This is a genomic window from Blastococcus sp. HT6-30 (genome assembly GCF_039729015.1).
GTDB lineage: Bacteria > Actinomycetota > Actinomycetes > Mycobacteriales > Geodermatophilaceae > Blastococcus.
In genome coordinates, this window is record NZ_CP155792.1 from 1,990,336 (window position 1) to 2,005,194 (window position 14,859).

17 protein-coding genes are annotated in these 14,859 nt (G+C 75.7%); 7 read left to right on the top strand and 10 right to left on the bottom strand.

Annotation, left to right across the window (positions count from 1 at the left end; all coding sequences use genetic code 11):
* Positions 1-83 precede the first annotated feature (83 nt).
* Together ABC795_RS09600 and ABC795_RS09605 are read right to left on the bottom strand one after the other, a co-directional pair.
* A complete protein-coding gene (locus ABC795_RS09600; protein ID WP_347056952.1) occupies positions 84-905 on the bottom strand; it encodes an SRPBCC family protein in 822 nt (273 codons plus the stop codon).
* Between the two features lie 185 nt (positions 906-1,090).
* A complete protein-coding gene (locus ABC795_RS09605; protein WP_347056953.1) occupies positions 1,091-3,127 on the bottom strand; it encodes a DEAD/DEAH box helicase in 2,037 nt (678 codons plus the stop codon).
* Positions 3,128-3,582: 455 nt separating this feature from the next.
* Here ABC795_RS09605 and ABC795_RS09610 point away from each other — a divergent pair, with 455 nt between their 5' ends.
* On the top strand, positions 3,583-4,599 hold the full coding sequence (locus ABC795_RS09610; protein WP_347056954.1) for an MsnO8 family LLM class oxidoreductase: 1,017 nt from the start codon (positions 3,583-3,585) through the stop codon (positions 4,597-4,599).
* Between the two features lie 35 nt (positions 4,600-4,634).
* On the opposite strand, the gene ABC795_RS09615 is transcribed toward ABC795_RS09610, so the two are convergent.
* The 3 genes from ABC795_RS09615 to ABC795_RS09625 are packed head-to-tail and all read right to left on the bottom strand — an operon-like array spanning position 4,635 to position 6,919.
* Complete coding sequence (locus ABC795_RS09615) at positions 4,635-4,895, bottom strand: hypothetical protein (protein WP_347056955.1); 261 nt, start codon at positions 4,893-4,895, stop codon at positions 4,635-4,637.
* Positions 4,896-4,953: 58 nt separating this feature from the next.
* Positions 4,954-6,042 carry a 1-acyl-sn-glycerol-3-phosphate acyltransferase gene (locus ABC795_RS09620; RefSeq protein ID WP_347056956.1) on the bottom strand — a complete coding sequence of 363 codons (1,089 nt, stop codon included), beginning with the start codon at positions 6,040-6,042 and terminating at the stop codon, positions 4,954-4,956.
* 1 nt (position 6,043) lies between these two features.
* Positions 6,044-6,919, bottom strand: a complete 876-nt coding sequence (locus ABC795_RS09625; RefSeq protein WP_347056957.1) for a patatin-like phospholipase family protein — start codon at positions 6,917-6,919, stop codon at positions 6,044-6,046.
* Between the two features lie 85 nt (positions 6,920-7,004).
* On the opposite strand from ABC795_RS09625, the gene ABC795_RS09630 reads away from it, so the two are divergent.
* Positions 7,005-7,175, top strand: coding sequence for a hypothetical protein (locus ABC795_RS09630; RefSeq protein ID WP_347056958.1), 171 nt, complete (start codon positions 7,005-7,007; stop codon positions 7,173-7,175).
* A gap of 41 nt (positions 7,176-7,216) precedes the next feature.
* Entirely contained in the window at positions 7,217-8,188 is a 972-nt protein-coding gene (locus tag ABC795_RS09635) for a zinc-binding dehydrogenase (protein WP_347056959.1), read from the top strand.
* Positions 8,189-8,200: 12 nt separating this feature from the next.
* Here ABC795_RS09635 and ABC795_RS09640 read toward each other — a convergent pair whose 3' ends face one another.
* Genes ABC795_RS09640 through ABC795_RS09650 form a run of 3 tightly spaced genes read right to left on the bottom strand, consistent with a single transcriptional unit; the run spans position 8,201 to position 9,641 of the window.
* A complete protein-coding gene (locus ABC795_RS09640) occupies positions 8,201-8,584 on the bottom strand; it encodes an SMP-30/gluconolactonase/LRE family protein (RefSeq protein WP_347056960.1) in 384 nt (127 codons plus the stop codon).
* Entirely contained in the window at positions 8,575-9,015 is a 441-nt protein-coding gene (locus ABC795_RS09645; RefSeq protein ID WP_347056961.1) for an SMP-30/gluconolactonase/LRE family protein, read from the bottom strand. Before ABC795_RS09645 ends, ABC795_RS09640 begins: the two co-directional genes overlap by 10 nt.
* A 20-nt stretch (positions 9,016-9,035) precedes the next feature.
* Positions 9,036-9,641 (bottom strand): peroxidase-related enzyme, encoded by a 606-nt coding sequence (locus tag ABC795_RS09650; RefSeq protein WP_347060706.1) that lies wholly within the window; start codon positions 9,639-9,641, stop codon positions 9,036-9,038.
* A gap of 145 nt (positions 9,642-9,786) precedes the next feature.
* On the opposite strand from ABC795_RS09650, the gene ABC795_RS09655 reads away from it, so the two are divergent.
* From ABC795_RS09655 to ABC795_RS09670, 4 genes are read left to right on the top strand one after another with little or no spacing between them, the layout of a single operon-like run.
* Complete coding sequence (locus ABC795_RS09655) at positions 9,787-10,758, top strand: asparaginase (protein WP_347056962.1); 972 nt, start codon at positions 9,787-9,789, stop codon at positions 10,756-10,758.
* Positions 10,759-10,813: 55 nt separating this feature from the next.
* Complete coding sequence (locus ABC795_RS09660; RefSeq protein WP_347056963.1) at positions 10,814-11,704, top strand: polysaccharide deacetylase; 891 nt, start codon at positions 10,814-10,816, stop codon at positions 11,702-11,704.
* 16 nt (positions 11,705-11,720) lie between these two features.
* Positions 11,721-12,233, top strand: a complete 513-nt coding sequence (locus ABC795_RS09665) for a hypothetical protein (RefSeq protein ID WP_347056964.1) — start codon at positions 11,721-11,723, stop codon at positions 12,231-12,233.
* Positions 12,234-12,243: 10 nt separating this feature from the next.
* Entirely contained in the window at positions 12,244-12,753 is a 510-nt protein-coding gene (locus tag ABC795_RS09670; protein ID WP_347056965.1) for a phosphohydrolase, read from the top strand.
* Between the two features lie 261 nt (positions 12,754-13,014).
* On the opposite strand, the gene ABC795_RS09675 is transcribed toward ABC795_RS09670, so the two are convergent.
* Together ABC795_RS09675 and ABC795_RS09680 are read right to left on the bottom strand one after the other, a co-directional pair.
* A complete protein-coding gene (locus ABC795_RS09675) occupies positions 13,015-13,839 on the bottom strand; it encodes a TSUP family transporter (protein ID WP_347060707.1) in 825 nt (274 codons plus the stop codon).
* Positions 13,840-13,951: 112 nt separating this feature from the next.
* A complete protein-coding gene (locus tag ABC795_RS09680) occupies positions 13,952-14,785 on the bottom strand; it encodes a crotonase/enoyl-CoA hydratase family protein (protein ID WP_347056966.1) in 834 nt (277 codons plus the stop codon).
* Positions 14,786-14,859 lie beyond the last annotated feature (74 nt).

The following is a 14,859-nucleotide window of genomic DNA, read 5'->3' on the forward strand; positions in this document are numbered from 1 at the left end:
TTCCAGCGCCCGCGTCAGGGGCGGCGGAGGCCGGGGCGCGGCCGGTGGGGGACGGGAGAACCGCCTCCCCCCGGCCGGGCCGCTCAGCGGGAGCCGCCGCCGATCATCGGGTCGTCGCCGGGCTCGACTCCGCCACGCTCGACACCTTCGCTGGAGGTCCGGGTGGTGTAGCCGGCCGGGTTCGACTCGTCCACCACCACCTCGTCCCGCACCACGTCCGCCGGCGGCTGCGGGACGACGGCGACGTCCTCCTCCGGCCGGCTCCCCCGCTGCTGCGGGCTCTCGCTCTCCTGACCGCTCGAGGACCCGGCGGCGACGGCCCCCGCGGCCGCGGCCGCCGCTCCGGCCACGGCGGCTCCGGCGGCGACGGCCTTACCGGAGACGCCGGCCTTACCGCTGTCCCCCCGCGACGAGAAGGCGGCGTTGGCCCCGGGCGTGCCGACGTCCTGGCCCGGGTTGATCGTTCCGCGCCACCCGCCGGTGGCGTACCCCGGGCTCTCGACGAGGGCCTTGAACCGCTGGAGATCGGCGTCGACCTGACGCTCGACGACGCCGAGCTTGTCACCGACCTTCTCGACCAGCCCCTCCGGCTCGTACTCGAGTGACAGGTGCACCAGCGTGGACCCGGCGCCCGCCGGATGGAACCGGACGGCCCCGGCGTTGGTCGCGCCCTCCGTCGCGGCCCAGGCGATCTTCTGGTCGGGGATCTGCTCGATGATCGTGGCGTCCCACTCCCGACGGACGCCGGCGATCTCGGCCACCCAGTGCAGCCGCTTGTCGCCGTGCTGCCGGACCTCCTTGACCCCGCCCATGAAATGGGGGAAGTCCTCGAACTGGGTCCACTGGTTGTAGGCGGTGGACACCGGTACGTCGACCTGGATCGACTTCTCTGCCTTGGTGGTCATCGTTGACGCCTCCTCGTGCGGGATCCGTGCTGGACTGTGTGGGTAGCGCTACCCGTCCGTCCGGTGGTGAAAGCCCGCACCGTGGACCGATCCGATGCGGGCCACCCGGAGCCGGCTCCGGCACCGGCTGGTCGACCTGGCGATCGAGTCGTCAGCTCCCGCCGAGATGCCGGGTGCCCGAGTCGCTACCGCGAGGAGAGGGCGTCGGTCAGCAGGGCGACGAGCGCCTCCAGCTGCACGTCCGCCGACGACGAGACCTCCTGGTCGGACCCGTCGAGCGCCCGGGCGGCGAGCCCCGCCTTGCTGTCGATCAGCTCGGCGATCCGGGCGTCCATCGTCTGCGCGGCGATGATCCGCCAGGCGGTGACCGGCTCGGTCTGCCCGATGCGGTGGCTGCGGTCGATCGCCTGGGTCTGCTCGGCGTCGGTCCAGGACAGCTCGGCCAGCACCAGGTTGGAGGCCACCTGCAGGTTGAGCCCCACGCCGGCCGCCGTCAGCGAGCACACCGCGACGGCGACGTCCGGGTCGTTGACGAAGGCGTCGATGTTCTTCTGCCGCGACGACGGCGTCTGGTCGCCCCGGATCGAGGAGAACCGGACGCCCTGCCGGGTGAAGGTCTCCTCCGCAGCGTCCATGACGTCCACGTGCTTGGCGAAGAACACCACCTTGCCGGCGCTGCGGGCCAGCTGGGCGGCGTAGTCCGCGGCGAGGCCGGCCTTGGCGCGCCCGATGCGGCGCATCATGCCGAACACGTTCTCGCCGGCCGTCGACGTGGTCGCCTCCTTGAGCTCCCACCGGGCCACCTTGCGCACCAGCTCGGCGTCGATCTCCTCGACGACGTCGGCGGACTCGCGGGCCGCGAGCGCGCCCTCGTACCGCTTCACCAGCCGGCGCGCGAGATCCCGCTCCGCCGCCCGGATCGACCGCCCCGCCGCCGCGTCCAGCTCGACGGGGAGGTCGGCGATCCGCCGGGCCGGGATGTCCGCCGCCACGTCCACCTTGCGGCGGCGGACGATGCCGAGGTCGATCACGCACCGGCGGGCGGCGGCGTAGAAGCCGAAGTCCGCGGGGGTCAGCCCGGTGTCCTCGAGGGCGTCCATCAGCTCGCCCAGCGGCTTGCTGTCGTCGATCCAGCCGAGGAACTGCCAGATGGCGCGGAAGTCCTCGATGTCGTTGATCAGCGGCGTGCCGGTGAGGGCCATGAGCAGCGGGCGCACGGTGCGGGACCGGATCCGCTCGGAGAGGTCGAGGACGTTGCGCGACCGCTGCGAGGACTTGTTCTTGATGAAGTGCGCCTCGTCGACCACCATCCCGCGGAACCCGAAGTCGCCGATCCAGCCGACGTGGCGGTCGAGCACCTCGTAGTTGACGACGACGATGTCGGCGAAGCCGTCGATCGTCTCGCCGTCGCCCTGGATCACGGTGGCGGGGCGGTGCGGGGTCCAGAGCCCGGCCTCCCGGGCCCAGTTGGTCTTGACGACGCTGGGAACGACCACGAGCAGCGGGTAGGCGTCGGCCGCCTCGGCGGCGAGCAGGGCCTGCGCCGTCTTGCCCAGGCCGGGCTCGTCGGCGAGCAGGAAGGTCCGGTGACCGGCGGCGGCCGCGGCGACCAGCTGCGCCTGGTGCGGCATCAGCTCCAGGCCCTTGGGCACCGGCAGCCACGACGGCGTCGGCAGCGGCATGCACGCCGGCTCGCCGCTGCCGGCGCGCTCGAAGGAGCTCAGCAGCGGGTCGAGCAGCTCCCAGCCCGCCAGGCGGCGCGGCCGGGACACGCGCGGGGGCGCCGCGGAGAAGTCGGGCGCGAGGAAGGGGTTGGCCAGCTGCCGGGAGACCACCGACTGCGGCACCACGCGGCGCTCGGGCACGACGGGGACAGTCGCCGGCTCCGCCGGCGGGGCCTCCTCGGGGGCGGCCTCGATCCCGGCGTCCCTCAGCAGCTCGCGGCGCAACGCCCGGGCCGCGTCGGAGGCGACGGCGTCCTCGGCCAGCAGCCCCAGCAGCCCCGCGTCCTGGACGGCGGTCGTGGCCAGGATCGTGGCGACGCCGTCCAGGCGCTTGAGCTGCTCGGCCCGGTGCGCCTCGCTGCCGGTCGTCTCCTCCCGGACGCGGGCGCGCTCCTCGCGCAGCAGGAGGGCGACGGCCTGGAACTTCGTCCGCACGGCGGGCGTCACGCGGCCGCGCTGGGCGGCGGCCTCGACCTCGCGCACGGTGCGGGCGAGCACGCCGATGACGCCACCGTCCCGGACGCGTCGCTGGCTCCGCGGAGCGGTACGGCGAGTGCCCGCCCGGGACTGGCCTCGTCGAGCCACGTGCTCCTCCTTCGCGACGCCCGGCAGTGTTGCCGCAGCGGTGTGCCGCCCGGACCCGCGGTCGGGCGGCCGACGTCCCGGCGGAGCGCTCCGTGCCGCTCCGGGACTTCGAGCCCGGACGCACGGACCGGCGGCGGTCCGGCGCCGCACGGTTCGGCAGCCTCCCCGTGGCGGGCGGCTCCGGCCACCGGTCGAGGACCGGGGCGCCGGCTGATCTGGGACGACGTCGCCGCACGGGCGAGGGATCGCCCCGGGGTCGGTACGCCACGATGCTAGCCCCTGCCGGCCCGGCGTGACGGGCGGTGCCTGCCGGGGCTCCCCCGTACCGCGTGCGGAACAGTCCCCGGCCGCCCCGCGCTGCAGCTGCCGTGATCGACGCGCGGCTCTCCCTGCTGGACCGGTCCCGCACCCGGGCCGGCGAACCCGACACCGCGGCGCTGACCGGCTCCGTCGCCCGCGCCGTGCACGCCGAGCGGCTGGGGTTCGACCGGTTCTGGGTGGCCGAGCACCATGGCGTGCCCGGCATCGCGGGCGCCGCCCCGGCGGTGCTGCTGGCGGCCGTGGCCGGCCGGACGACGGTCATCGGGCTGGGCTCGGCCGGCGTGATGCTGCCGCACCACCAACCGCTCGTGGTGGCCGAGCAGTTCGTCACGCTGTCGGCGTTCGCGCCCGGCCGGGTGGCCCTGGGGCTGGGCCGCTCCCCCGGTTTCACCCCGCCGGTGCGCCAGGCGCTGCGGGAGGGCGAGCGGGACTTCGCCGCCGACCTCGCCGAGCTGCGCGGTTTCCTCACCGGAACGGCGGAGATCACCGTGCACCCCCGGCCCGCCGGTCCGGTGCCGATGCACGTGCTCGCCACCGGGCGCGGCCTGGAGGTCGCGGCGCAGCTCGGGTTGCCGGTCGTCGTCGGCGGCCCGCTGCTGGGCGTGGCCGGCGATCCCGAGCCGGGGCTCGCGGCCCTGGCCGGCTACCGGCGCGCGTTCCGCCCGTCGGCGCAGCAGCCGGAGCCACGGGTGGCGGTCAGCCTGGACGTGCTGGTGGCCGACACCGCCGCCGAGGCCGCCGACCTGCTGCTGCCCGAGGCGTGGGCGATGGCCCGGGCGCGCACCACCGGGAGCTTCCCGGCGCTGGAGCCGGTGGCCGCCGTCCGGGCCGCCGACCGCACCCCGCGCCAGCAGCAGTACCTGGAGCAGACCGCCGCGGCCGCGATCGCCGGCACTCCGGCCCACGTGGAGGCGCGACTGGCCGAGCTGCTGGAGCGCACCGGGGCGGCCGAGCTGGTCGCGAGCAGCAGCACCTTCGACCGGGGCGCCCTGGCCGCCTCGGACGCAGCGCTCGCCACGCTGTTCGGCCGGTCCGCCGGCCCCGCCCCGGCGTCGCCGGCCTGATCTCCCTGGCACCGCGGGGCAGCCGGAGCCGTCGGTCAGCCGCCGACGGTCTGCTGCAGGTCCCCGCGCGGTGCCACCCGCAGCGCGCGGTAGGGCAGCCCCTCCGCTCCCGGCTGCGTCCACTCGACCTCGACGACCTGGCCGGCCCGGAGCTCACCCGGCGTCGACGTGCCGGGCTCGACCACGGATCCGTCCGCCCAGCACCCGCCCGGCAGGTCCGGGACCTCGATGAGCGCACCGCCGCGTTCGTCGTCCCACCGGACCACCGTGCCGAAGCTGGTGCCGCCGCCGGTCATACCGTCGAGGTTGCGCCGTCCCCGCCCGGGAGGCAAGCCGACGGCGCACGGCACGCCGTCACGCGCGGCGCCGGCGCCCGAGGGCGGGCCGGCGGCGCCGGCCACGATCCGCTCCCGGCGACCGCTCGTCCTCCCGCCGCTGCGTGGCCTCGATCCACTCGTCGATGGTCTGCCACCAGGAGTAGAGCCACTCGGTCCGCTCGTCCTCGCCGCGCGGCACCTCCGCGGCGGGGACGAACCACCAGCGCAGGTGCAGGGTCTTGTCCACCGGGAGGTGGCGCCAGACGTCCCGCATGGTGCTCAGGTGCTCCAGGCCGGTGTGCGCGACGAAGACGACGTCGGCGTGCGGAGCCGCCCGCAGCGCCGCGGCCACCCCGGCCGGGCGCGGGGGCAGGAGGTGCTGCATCGCCTCCGCCTGGCGCACCGCCTGCTGCAGCCCCCGATCGCGCAGCCGCTGGATCGCCCGAACCCGGCGGCCCGGGGTGGCGTTCGCCCCCTCGGGGAAGATCAGCAGGGCGTCCTCCTCGCCCAGGTCGCGGGCCAGGTCGCCGATCGCCTCCACCGAGCCGGTCCCGGGCCCCGCCGTCACGAAGTGGTTGGGCAGCCGGTTGAGGTAGACGTCGAGCAGCGGGTCCAGCTGCAGCACGTCCTTGAGCACGATCCGCGGCCGGCGCAGGTGATCGCGGTCCATGAGCGTGTGGACGAGCAGGAACGAGTCACCGGGCCCCGCGTGCCGGGACAGCACCACCATCGCGTTGGTCGAGCCGGGCCGGCCGTCGTCCAGCGGCGACCAGGACTCGCCGTCGGTGACCAGCCGCAGCGCGAACAGCCGCCGCGCCGCGCGCATCAGCACCTCGAGCAGCAGCCGCAGCACCGTGTAGTGGGCCGACCGGTACGCCGCGGTGTGCGCCCGGCGGCCGAAGCCGGCGAGCACCCACAGGCCCCCGGCGGCCACCAGTCCCGCCACCTGCAGCGCCAGGTACACCAGCGCGAAGGAGAGCAGCCGCAGCGCCTGCCAGCGACCGGGCAGCCACGCGGAGACGACGGCCGCCACGAGCACGAGCACGGGCAGCAGCGCGACCGCGGTTACCAGCGCACCGATCAGCAGCGGTCCGGTCAGCCGGCGCACGCGACGGGGTGGCAGCACCTCACACCCCGCTCTCGGCCCGGCCGGACCGGTCCAGGTGCTCGCCCGCGGCGGCGTGGGCGCGGTCGATCCGGTCGGTGACGCCGGAGAAGTCGCGGTAGCGCAGGCTCCGCAGGTCGCCGGCCGACGGCGGAGCCTGCTCGCCGGAGGGGAGCACGTGCACGGTCACGCCGTCGGGCAGGGCGGCCAGGTCGGCGGCGAAGCGGTGCCGCCGGGCGATCTCGAAGGCGACCAGCGCGACCTCCCACGGCCTCGTCGGCGCGCGCAGCGGGCGGTCGATCCGCCCGACGTGCAGCACGTAGATCGTGTGGGCCCCCAGGGCGACCGCCCGGCCGACCGGGATGCTGTGCACCAGGCCCCCGTCGAGGAAGTGCTCGCCGTCGAGCGCCACCGGGGGCAGCAGCCCGGGCACCGCGCAGGAGGCGAGGACCGCGTCGACCAGCGCGCCGTCGGTGAACCAGTGCTCGGCGGCCCGCTCGATGCTGGCGGCCACGCACTGGAACGGGACCGGCAGCTCGCCGAAGGTGCGCACCGGCAGGTACTCGGTGAGCAGGTCGCGCAGGGGCTCGCGCGGGTGGACGTGCGTCCGCGTGCGCACCAGGGTGCCGACACGGGAGAGCATCGATCCGGCGAACACGCCCCGCGAGGTGAGGTCGGTCCAGACCCCGCGCAGCCGGTCCACCCCGGCAGGCGTCGGGTCGGCGGCGACCAGCGCACCGTTGATCGCCCCCACGGACGTGCCGACGACCAGGTCCGGCCGGATCCCGCGCTCGACCAGGGCCCGCAGCATCCCGACCTCGGCCGCGCCGAGCACTCCGCCACCCCCGAGGACGAACGCCGTGCCGCCCCGCCCACCGGGCACTCCTGTCGACGACATGGGGCCATCGTGCCAACCCGTGGCCGCGCCGTCGGCCGGAGGACGAGGCGCTGCGCCGCGGGCCGCGCGCTGGTTGACTTCCCGGATGGTCGAACCACTGCCGGAGCCCGACCCGCAGATCGATCCGGACCAGCCGGTCCCCGACGATCCCGGCGAGCTGCTCCCCGACACCCCGGACACGCTCCCGCCCCCGCCCATCGAGCCCACCCCGGACGATCCCGGCGGCGATCCCGGCAGCGTGCCCGAACCGGCCTGACCCGGCACCCGCCGGCACCGACGAGACAGGAGACGACGCTCATGTGGGCCCAGCGACTGAGCGGACCCTTCACCTTCGAGCGGGTCGAGGTCGGCGCGCCACGCGCCGACGGGCTGGCCGAGGGCCAGGTGCTCCTCGCCCCGAAGGCGGGCGGCATCTGCGGCAGCGACCTGCCCTTCTTCAAGGGCGCGCCGTTCCTGCACGCCGCCAACCCGGGGAGCGCGACGACGCCGGCCCCCGGGTTCCCGATGCACGAGGTGGTCGGCGAGGTCTTCGCCAGCCGGCACCCGGCCCACGCGGCGGGCGACCGGGTCGTCGGCTGGGCGTCGGCGTTCGACGGGCTGGCCGAGCTGGTGGTGACCGACGGTGAAGGGCTGGCCGGCTACGACACCGGGATGGCGCCCACCACGGCGGTCATGCTGCAGCCGCTGGCCTGCGTGCTGTACGCCGTCGAGCAGCTCGGCGACGTGCGGGGCCGGACGGTGGCGGTCATCGGCCAGGGACCCATCGGGCTGCTGTTCAGCCACGTGCTCAAGCAGCGGGGCGCCCGGCACGTCGTCGGGGTGGACCGGGTCGACCGCAGCGCCGCCGCGGGGACCTTCGGGGTGGACGAGACCGTCACCGCCAGCGCGAACCTGTGGGCGGCGACCCTCGGCGAGGAGGACCGTCCCTTTCTCGTCGTCGAGGCGGTCGGTCACCAGGTGACGACCCTGACCGACTGCCTGCAGGCCGTGGCCCGGGGCGGGCAGGTGCTGTACTTCGGCATCCCCGACGACCAGGTGTACCCGCTGGACATGCTCACGTTCCTGCGGAAGAACCTGACCCTGCGGGCCGGGGCCACGCTGGAGCGACGCCGGGTGCTCACCGATGCCGGGAGCTACCTCGCCGGGCACCCCGCACTGCGCGAGGCATACGTGACCGACGTCCATCCCGTGGACGACGTCCAGGCCGCCTTCGCCGCGGCGATCCAGCCCCGGCCCGGCCAGTACAAGATCGTCGTCGACCTGAGCTGACGGCCCGCGGGCTCAGGCCGCCCCGACGTCCACCCGGGCGGTCTCGATCCGGCCGGCGCGCGGACCCGGGCGCCAGCTCGGGGCCGGGCAGACGAAGAGGGTGCGCCCGTCGTCGCCACCGAGCGCGCAGGCGTAGGACAGCGACCCGCTGCCCACCGCCACCCGGCCGGTCACCTCACCCCCGTCCCGGACGCGCAGCACCTCGGGCGAGCGGGCGGTGGCCACCCACACCTGGCCCTCGGCGTCGAGGCAGATCCCGCCGGGGGCGATCCCGGGCAGCTCGGCGAAGACCCGCCGGCCCGACAGCGAGCCGTCCGCGGCGACGTCGAAGGCGGTCAGCCCGGCCGCGTAGGTCTCGGCGAGCACCAGCGTGCGGCCGTCCGGGGTCAGCACCATCCCGTGGGGAAGACGACGCCCTCGGCGGCTCCGGACACCGAGCCGTCGGGGTCGACGCGCACCAGGACCGTGGGCTCCGGCTCGGCACCGGCTTCGAGGTCGGAGCCGAAGCTGCTCACCCAGGCCCGTCCGGCGGCGTCGACCACCAGGTCGTTGGCCCGGAAGCGGGTGACGCCGGAGAGGTCGGCGTGCAGCCGCGGTCTCCCGTCCACCACCCGCTGCACCATCGAGACCACCAGCAGGTCGCCGCCGGGCAGCCAGCCGAGCCCCGACGGGCTGTCGTCCTGCTCCAGGGCCACGGACAGCTCGCCGTCCGGCGCGAGCCGGCGCACCACGCGGTCGTGGAAGTCGGAGAACCTCAGCTGCCCGTCGTGCCAGCGGGGGGCCTCCGGGAAGCCGAGGTCGTCGGCGAGGACGGTGGTCGTCGTCACGGGCCGGACCGTCGCGGGCATCACCCGGGGCCGGCGCCCTCGGGAGGTGCGGCGGGCCGGGGCAGCCGCCCCATCAGGAAGAACTCGGGGTTGGGGGTGATCGCCGCGAAGTGCGCCAGCCGGTTCGACAGGGCGAAGAACGAGGTGATCATGCCGACGTCCCAGACGTCGTCCTCGGTGAGGCCGTGCTCGGACAGACCCGCCAGGTCTTCCGCGGTGACGGCGGCCGGGTCGGCGGCCAGCCGGGTCGCGACCGCGAGCACCGCGTGCATCCGGGGCGGCAGCGGCGCCTTGCGCCAGTCCACGGCGACGTGGTCGGCGATGTGCGGGTCCCGCGTGCGGACGCGCGCGACGGCCCCGTGCGCGACGACGCAGTACAGGCAGTCGTTGCCGGCGCTGGTCGCCACCACGATCAGCTCCCGGTCGGCCTTGGACAACCCCGGGGTGTCCTTGTCCATCAGGGCGTCGTGCATCGCGAAGAACGCACGGGCCTCGTCCGGCCGCCACGCCAGCGCGGCGAAGACGTTGGGCAGGAAGCCCGACCGCTCCTCGACCTCCGCGTAGCGCTCGGCGAGGTCGGCCGGCAGCTCGGTGGCCGGGCGGAGCGGAAAGCGGCTGATCGGCATCCGGGTCACCGGCCCCACTCTGGCAGCGACTCCCCCGGTGCGCACCGCCCGACGTGCGCGCACGTCCCGCCCGTGGTGACCTTGAGGCCGGTGGCGGTACCCCGCGTCGGGCCGGGCCCGGCGCATCGGCGAACCGGGAGGTCGCGTGCGACGGGTGCATCTCCTGGCGACCGGGGGCACCATCGCCAGCCGCCGCGGCCCCGCCGGGCTCGCGGCCACCACCCCGGCGGCCGAGCTGCTCGCCGCGGCAGGGTCCCCGGACGGCGTCGAGGTCACGGTGCGCGACCTGACCACCGTCGGCAGCTACGCGCTCTCGGCAGCCGACCTCCGGAGGCTGGTCGCAGAGGTCCGCCGCTGCCTCACCGACGACGACGTCGACGGTGTCGTCGTCACGCACGGCACCGACACGATGGAGGAGTCGGCGTACCTGGCCGACCTCGTCCACGACGACCCGCGCCCGGTGGTGTTCACCGGGTCGCAGCGACCGTTCGACTCCCCCGCCCCCGACGGCCCGGGCAACCTGGGCGCCGCCCTCCGCGTGGCCGCCTCCCCGGCGGCCCGCGACCTCGGCGTGCTGCTCTGCTTCGACGGCCTGGTCTTCGCCGCCCGCGGCGTGCGCAAGGTCGAGACCCTCCGCAGCGCCGCCTTCGCCGCACCCGGGAGGGGGCCGGTGCTGCAGGTGGCGGACGGAACCCCGGTTCCGCTGGCCCGCCCGGTGCGTCCCACGCCGCTGCCCCTCGACCTGGACCGGGAGCTGCCGCGCGTCGACGTCGTCGCCTGCTACCTGGGTGCCGACGCCGCGCTGCTGCGCGCCGCGGCCGCGGCCGGCGCGCAGGGGGTCGTGCTCGAGGCCTTCGGCGCGGGCAACGTGCCGCCCGGCATCGCGGAGGAGGCCGGCCGGCTCGTCGGCCGCGGCATCCCGGTGCTCGTGTGCTCCCGGGTGCCGTCCGGCCCGGTCGCCCCCCTCTACGCCGGTGGCGGCGCCGGCCTGGCCCGCGCCGGGGCCCTGTTCGCCGGCGACCTCAGCCCCTGGCAGGGCCGGCTGCTCCTGGCCGCCGCGCTCTCCCTCGACCCCCGGGAACCGCACCGGCTGCTGGTCGACCGGCTCCCCCGGTGATCCACCCGTCCACGTCCGAGGCCGCTCGCGGCCACCAGGGAAGGAACCGACAGGGATGACCAAGGAGATCTACGTGGCCTTCGGCGTCGACATCGACGCGGTGGCCGGCTGGCTCGGCTCCTACGGCGGGGAGGACTCGCCCGACGACATCTCCCGCGGCCTCTTCGCCGGGGAGGTCGGCGTACCCCGCATCCTCGAGCTGTTCCGGCGGTACGGGCTGACCCAGACGTTCTTCTGGCCGGGCCACTCCATCGAGACCTTTCCGGAGCAGTTCGACGCCTGCGTCGCGGCGGGGCACGAGATCGGGGTGCACGGCTACAGCCACGAGAACCCGATCGCGATGAGCCGGGAGCAGGAGCGGGCGGTCCTCGACCGCTGCATCGAGCTCATCGAGCAGCGCACCGGGCGCCGCCCCACCGGCTACGTCGCGCCGTGGTGGGAGTTCAGCCCGGTGACCAACGAGCTGCTGCTCGAGCGCGGCATCACCTACGACCACTCGCTGATGCACCGGGACTTCGAGCCCTACTACGTGCGCGTCGGCGACAGCTGGACGAAGATCGACTACTCGCAGCCGGCCGAGACCTGGATGCAGCCCCTGGTGCGTGGCGAGGAGACCGACCTCGTCGAGATCCCGGCGAACTGGTACCTCGACGACCTGCCGCCGATGATGTTCATCAAGTCCAGCCCGAACAGCCACGGGTTCGTCAGCCCCCGGGACATCGAGCAGTCGTGGCGGGACCAGTTCGACTGGGTGTACCGCGAGCAGGACTACGCCGTGTACACGATGACCATCCACCCCGACGTCGCCGGGCGGCCCCAGGTGCTCCTGGCGCTCGAGCGGCTCATCGAGCACATCAACGCCCACGACGGCGTCACCTGGGCGACGTTCGACGAGATCGCCCGGGACTTCCTGCGCCGCCGGCCCCGGACGGGCGCGGGTTCGTGAGGCCCGGGCACCCCTGATGTGCGGCGGCTGCCGCGGCGCGGCGGGGCCGGCGCCTCCGGAGGACCTGCTCGCCGGGGCCGGACCGGCGCAGCGGGCCGCCCGTGCGGCGGCGGCCGGCCGGTTGCTGGCCGGCCGGCGGATGCGGGTCTCGGCCTGGCGCGGTGGATACCTGCTCACGGCCGCGACCGGGCGGGCCCACGTCGCGGCATCGCTCGAGGAGCTCTGGAACGCCGCCGGCCTCCCGCGCGCGGCACCCCACCGCCCGGCCGCCGGGGAGTGGGCGGAGGCGGCGCCGCCGGCTGGCTGGGACGTCCAGGCAGGCGTCGTCTGGCTCTCGGCGGCGCTCCGGAGCGGCGAGGTCACCGAGGCGGCGCTGCCCGCCGGGCCGGCCGGCCGGATCGCCGTCCGCGGCCCGGAGCCCGGGCGGGCGCTCGCCGGCCTCCTCGCCTTCGGGTCGGGGGACGGCCCGGCGTCCCCCGGCACCCGGTCGTCGGCCGCGCCCGACGCATCCGGCCGCAACGCCGCCTAGCCTCGGCCGCGTGGGTTTCTCCGTTCCCGACGCGCACCTGCTCGCGCTCGACGCGCACGACGGGCAGGTCGACGAGCACGGGCACGACCACTACCTCGCGCACCTGCGGCCCCTCGGGGAGGCGCTGCGCCCGTACGGCCCCGACGCGGTGATGGCCGGGCTGCTCTCGGGCATCGTCGAGTGCACCCGCGACCACCCCGACCCCGCCCGCCGCTTCGACCTCGACCGGTTGCGGGGACTGGGTGTGCCGGAGGTCGTCGTCGAGGCGGTCGACGCGGTCACCCGGCGGCCCGGCGAGCCCTACATGTCCGGCCTGGTCCGGCGGGCGGCCACCCATCCTCTCGGCCGCCTGGTCATGCTGGTGGCCAACAGCCGCGACCTCGCCGCCAGCGCCGCCCTGGCCGCGACCGATCCCGACCGGGCCCGCACACTGCGCGAGGGCCGCTACCGCCCGGCGCGCCGGATGCTGCTCGCCGCCGAGGCCGCCGACCGCCTGCACGGGTGCCGCGTCCTCGTCTGACGCCCTCGGGGAGGTGCACCGACAACCCGGTGGCCCCGGCTGGCAGGTACCCACGAGCTTGCCGGCTGCGAAGTCGCCGATGTCCTGCTGCGCGTCCTCGGTGGAGCCGCCGACGTGCGGGGTGAGGACGAGGTCGGGCAGCCCGCGCGGCTCCGACCCGGACGGGCCTCCCGGGCCGGTCGGCTCCTTCGGGAAGACGTCGGAGTCAGCCGCCAGCTACTCCGGGGTCGCGCATCGGCGGGCGTCGCCGAGGGCCGGGGATCAGCCGAGGAGGGGACGGACGTTCTCCGTCCACACGTCCCAGCCGACCCGGCCGATCAGTGCGGTGACCACCACGAGGAAGACCACCCGGATGAAACCGCTCCCCCGGGTGGCCGCCGTCCGGGAGCCCACGTAGCCGCCGAGCATGTTCGCCGCGCCCAGGACGAGCCCCAGGCCCCAGAAGACCGCACCGTGCGGGGCGAAGAACAGCAGCGCCCCCAGGTTCGTGGCGACGTTGACGATCTTGGCCTTGGCGCTGGCGTTGAGGAAGTCGTAGCCGAGCAGCGAGACCATGGCGAACACGAGGAACGACCCGGTCCCCGGGCCGAGGATGCCGTCGTAGAACCCGATCACGGCACCGACCAGCCCGGCGACGACGTGGTGCCGCTGCCCGCTGTGCCGCAGCGCCGTCACCTCGCCCAGCGATGGGCGCAGCAGGGTGAACGCGGCGATGGCGATCAGCGCCACGACGATCACCGGCTTGAACACCGCGGCCGGCAGCGCTGCCGCGACCGACGCCCCCGCGAAGCTCCCGACGAGCGCGATCCCGGCCATGGGCAGGGCCGTCCGCAGATCGGGGTGGACCCGGCGGTAGTAGGTGACCGCGCTGGTCGTGGTGCCGAAGATCGAGGCCAGCTTGTTGGTGGCCAGCGCCTGCACCGGGCTCATCCCCGGGACGAGCAGCAGCGCGGGCAGCTGGACGAGCCCACCGCCGCCGACGACGGCGTCGATCCACCCGGCCGTGAGCGCGGCGAGCAGGAGCAGCAGCAGGATGCCCGGGGTCAGGCCCTCGGGCAGCAGGTCGGCCGGGACGGCGTCCAGCATTCCGCCCACGACCTCCTCGTCCCCCGCCCCCGGCCCGGGCGTCCACGGGAACGGTAGGGCCCGCCGCCCACCTACTCGACCGCGGGGTCGGGCGGGGGCGCCCCCGCGTGGATCAGGTCGCGGACGGTCCGGCCTGGCCGCGCGGGGAACCGGCACCCCGGGTGCTCTGGAGGCGCCGGTTCACCACCGCTACCTGCTCCGGAGAGCCGATCAGCCCACCGATCGCCTCCTGCTCGGCCTGCAGCCCCTCGGCCAGGCCGACCCGGCCGGCGAGGTCGACCAGGCGCTTGACGTGCCGGGTGGCGGAGCGGCTGTGCCCGGCGATCTCCCGGGCCAGCGCGCCGGCCGCCTCGAGCGGGTCGACGGCCCACCGCGTGGCCAGGCCGAGGCGCACCGCCTCCGCGCCGTCGACCTGCCGGCCGGTCAGCGCGAGGTCCTTGGCGACGTCGCGGCCGACGAGCTCCGGGAGCAACTGGGTGCCCATCATGTCGGGCACGAGCCCCCAGTGGACCTCCATGACCGCGAGCCGGGCGTCCGGGGCGACGATCCGGATGTCGGCCCCCAGGGCGATCTGCAGCCCTCCGCCCAGCGCCACGCCGTGCACCGCCGCGATCACGGGGGCCGGTACGAGGGACCACACGTGCACCGCCTGCTGCGCCAGCGCGCGTGCCGCCCCGAGCGGCTCCCGGGGCGCCGCCGCCCCCGACCGGCGGCCGTCGCCCATCGCGGCGAACTGGGCGAAGTCCAGCCCGGCGCAGAAGGCACGGCCGTTCCCGGCGAGCACCACCGCGCCGACGTCCGCACGTGTCATGAGCTCGGTCCCGACGGCCACGAGCGACTCGAACATGGCGGTGTCCAGCGCGTTGAGCTTCTCCGGCCGGTCGAGCCGCACGTGGGCGACCCCCTCCACCACGTCGAGGGTCACGCGTCGGTCCTGGTCGCTCACGGCCGCCTCCGGGAAGTCCTCGGCCGCACCGTCGCGGCCCGCCGGCATGCTAGTGAGCGCCAGGTCACGTGCGG

What these genes read in the sequence shown, in the direction of transcription:
- ABC795_RS09600 (WP_347056952.1), bottom strand. Translation starts at nt 905, where the DNA reads ATGACCACCAAGGCAGAGAAGTCGATCCAGGTCGACGTACCGGTGTCC.
- ABC795_RS09615 (WP_347056955.1), bottom strand. Translation starts at nt 4,895, where the DNA reads ATGACCGGCGGCGGCACCAGCTTCGGCACGGTGGTCCGGTGGGACGAC.
- ABC795_RS09625 (WP_347056957.1), bottom strand. Translation starts at nt 6,919, where the DNA reads ATGTCGTCGACAGGAGTGCCCGGTGGGCGGGGCGGCACGGCGTTCGTC.
- ABC795_RS09630 (WP_347056958.1), top strand. Translation starts at nt 7,005, where the DNA reads ATGGTCGAACCACTGCCGGAGCCCGACCCGCAGATCGATCCGGACCAG.
- ABC795_RS09635 (WP_347056959.1), top strand. Translation starts at nt 7,217, where the DNA reads ATGTGGGCCCAGCGACTGAGCGGACCCTTCACCTTCGAGCGGGTCGAG.
- ABC795_RS09640 (WP_347056960.1), bottom strand. Translation starts at nt 8,584, where the DNA reads ATGGTGCTGACCCCGGACGGCCGCACGCTGGTGCTCGCCGAGACCTAC.
- ABC795_RS09650 (WP_347060706.1), bottom strand. Translation starts at nt 9,641, where the DNA reads ATGCCGATCAGCCGCTTTCCGCTCCGCCCGGCCACCGAGCTGCCGGCC.
- ABC795_RS09660 (WP_347056963.1), top strand. Translation starts at nt 10,814, where the DNA reads ATGACCAAGGAGATCTACGTGGCCTTCGGCGTCGACATCGACGCGGTG.
- ABC795_RS09665 (WP_347056964.1), top strand. Translation starts at nt 11,721, where the DNA reads ATGTGCGGCGGCTGCCGCGGCGCGGCGGGGCCGGCGCCTCCGGAGGAC.
- ABC795_RS09675 (WP_347060707.1), bottom strand. Translation starts at nt 13,839, where the DNA reads ATGCTGGACGCCGTCCCGGCCGACCTGCTGCCCGAGGGCCTGACCCCG.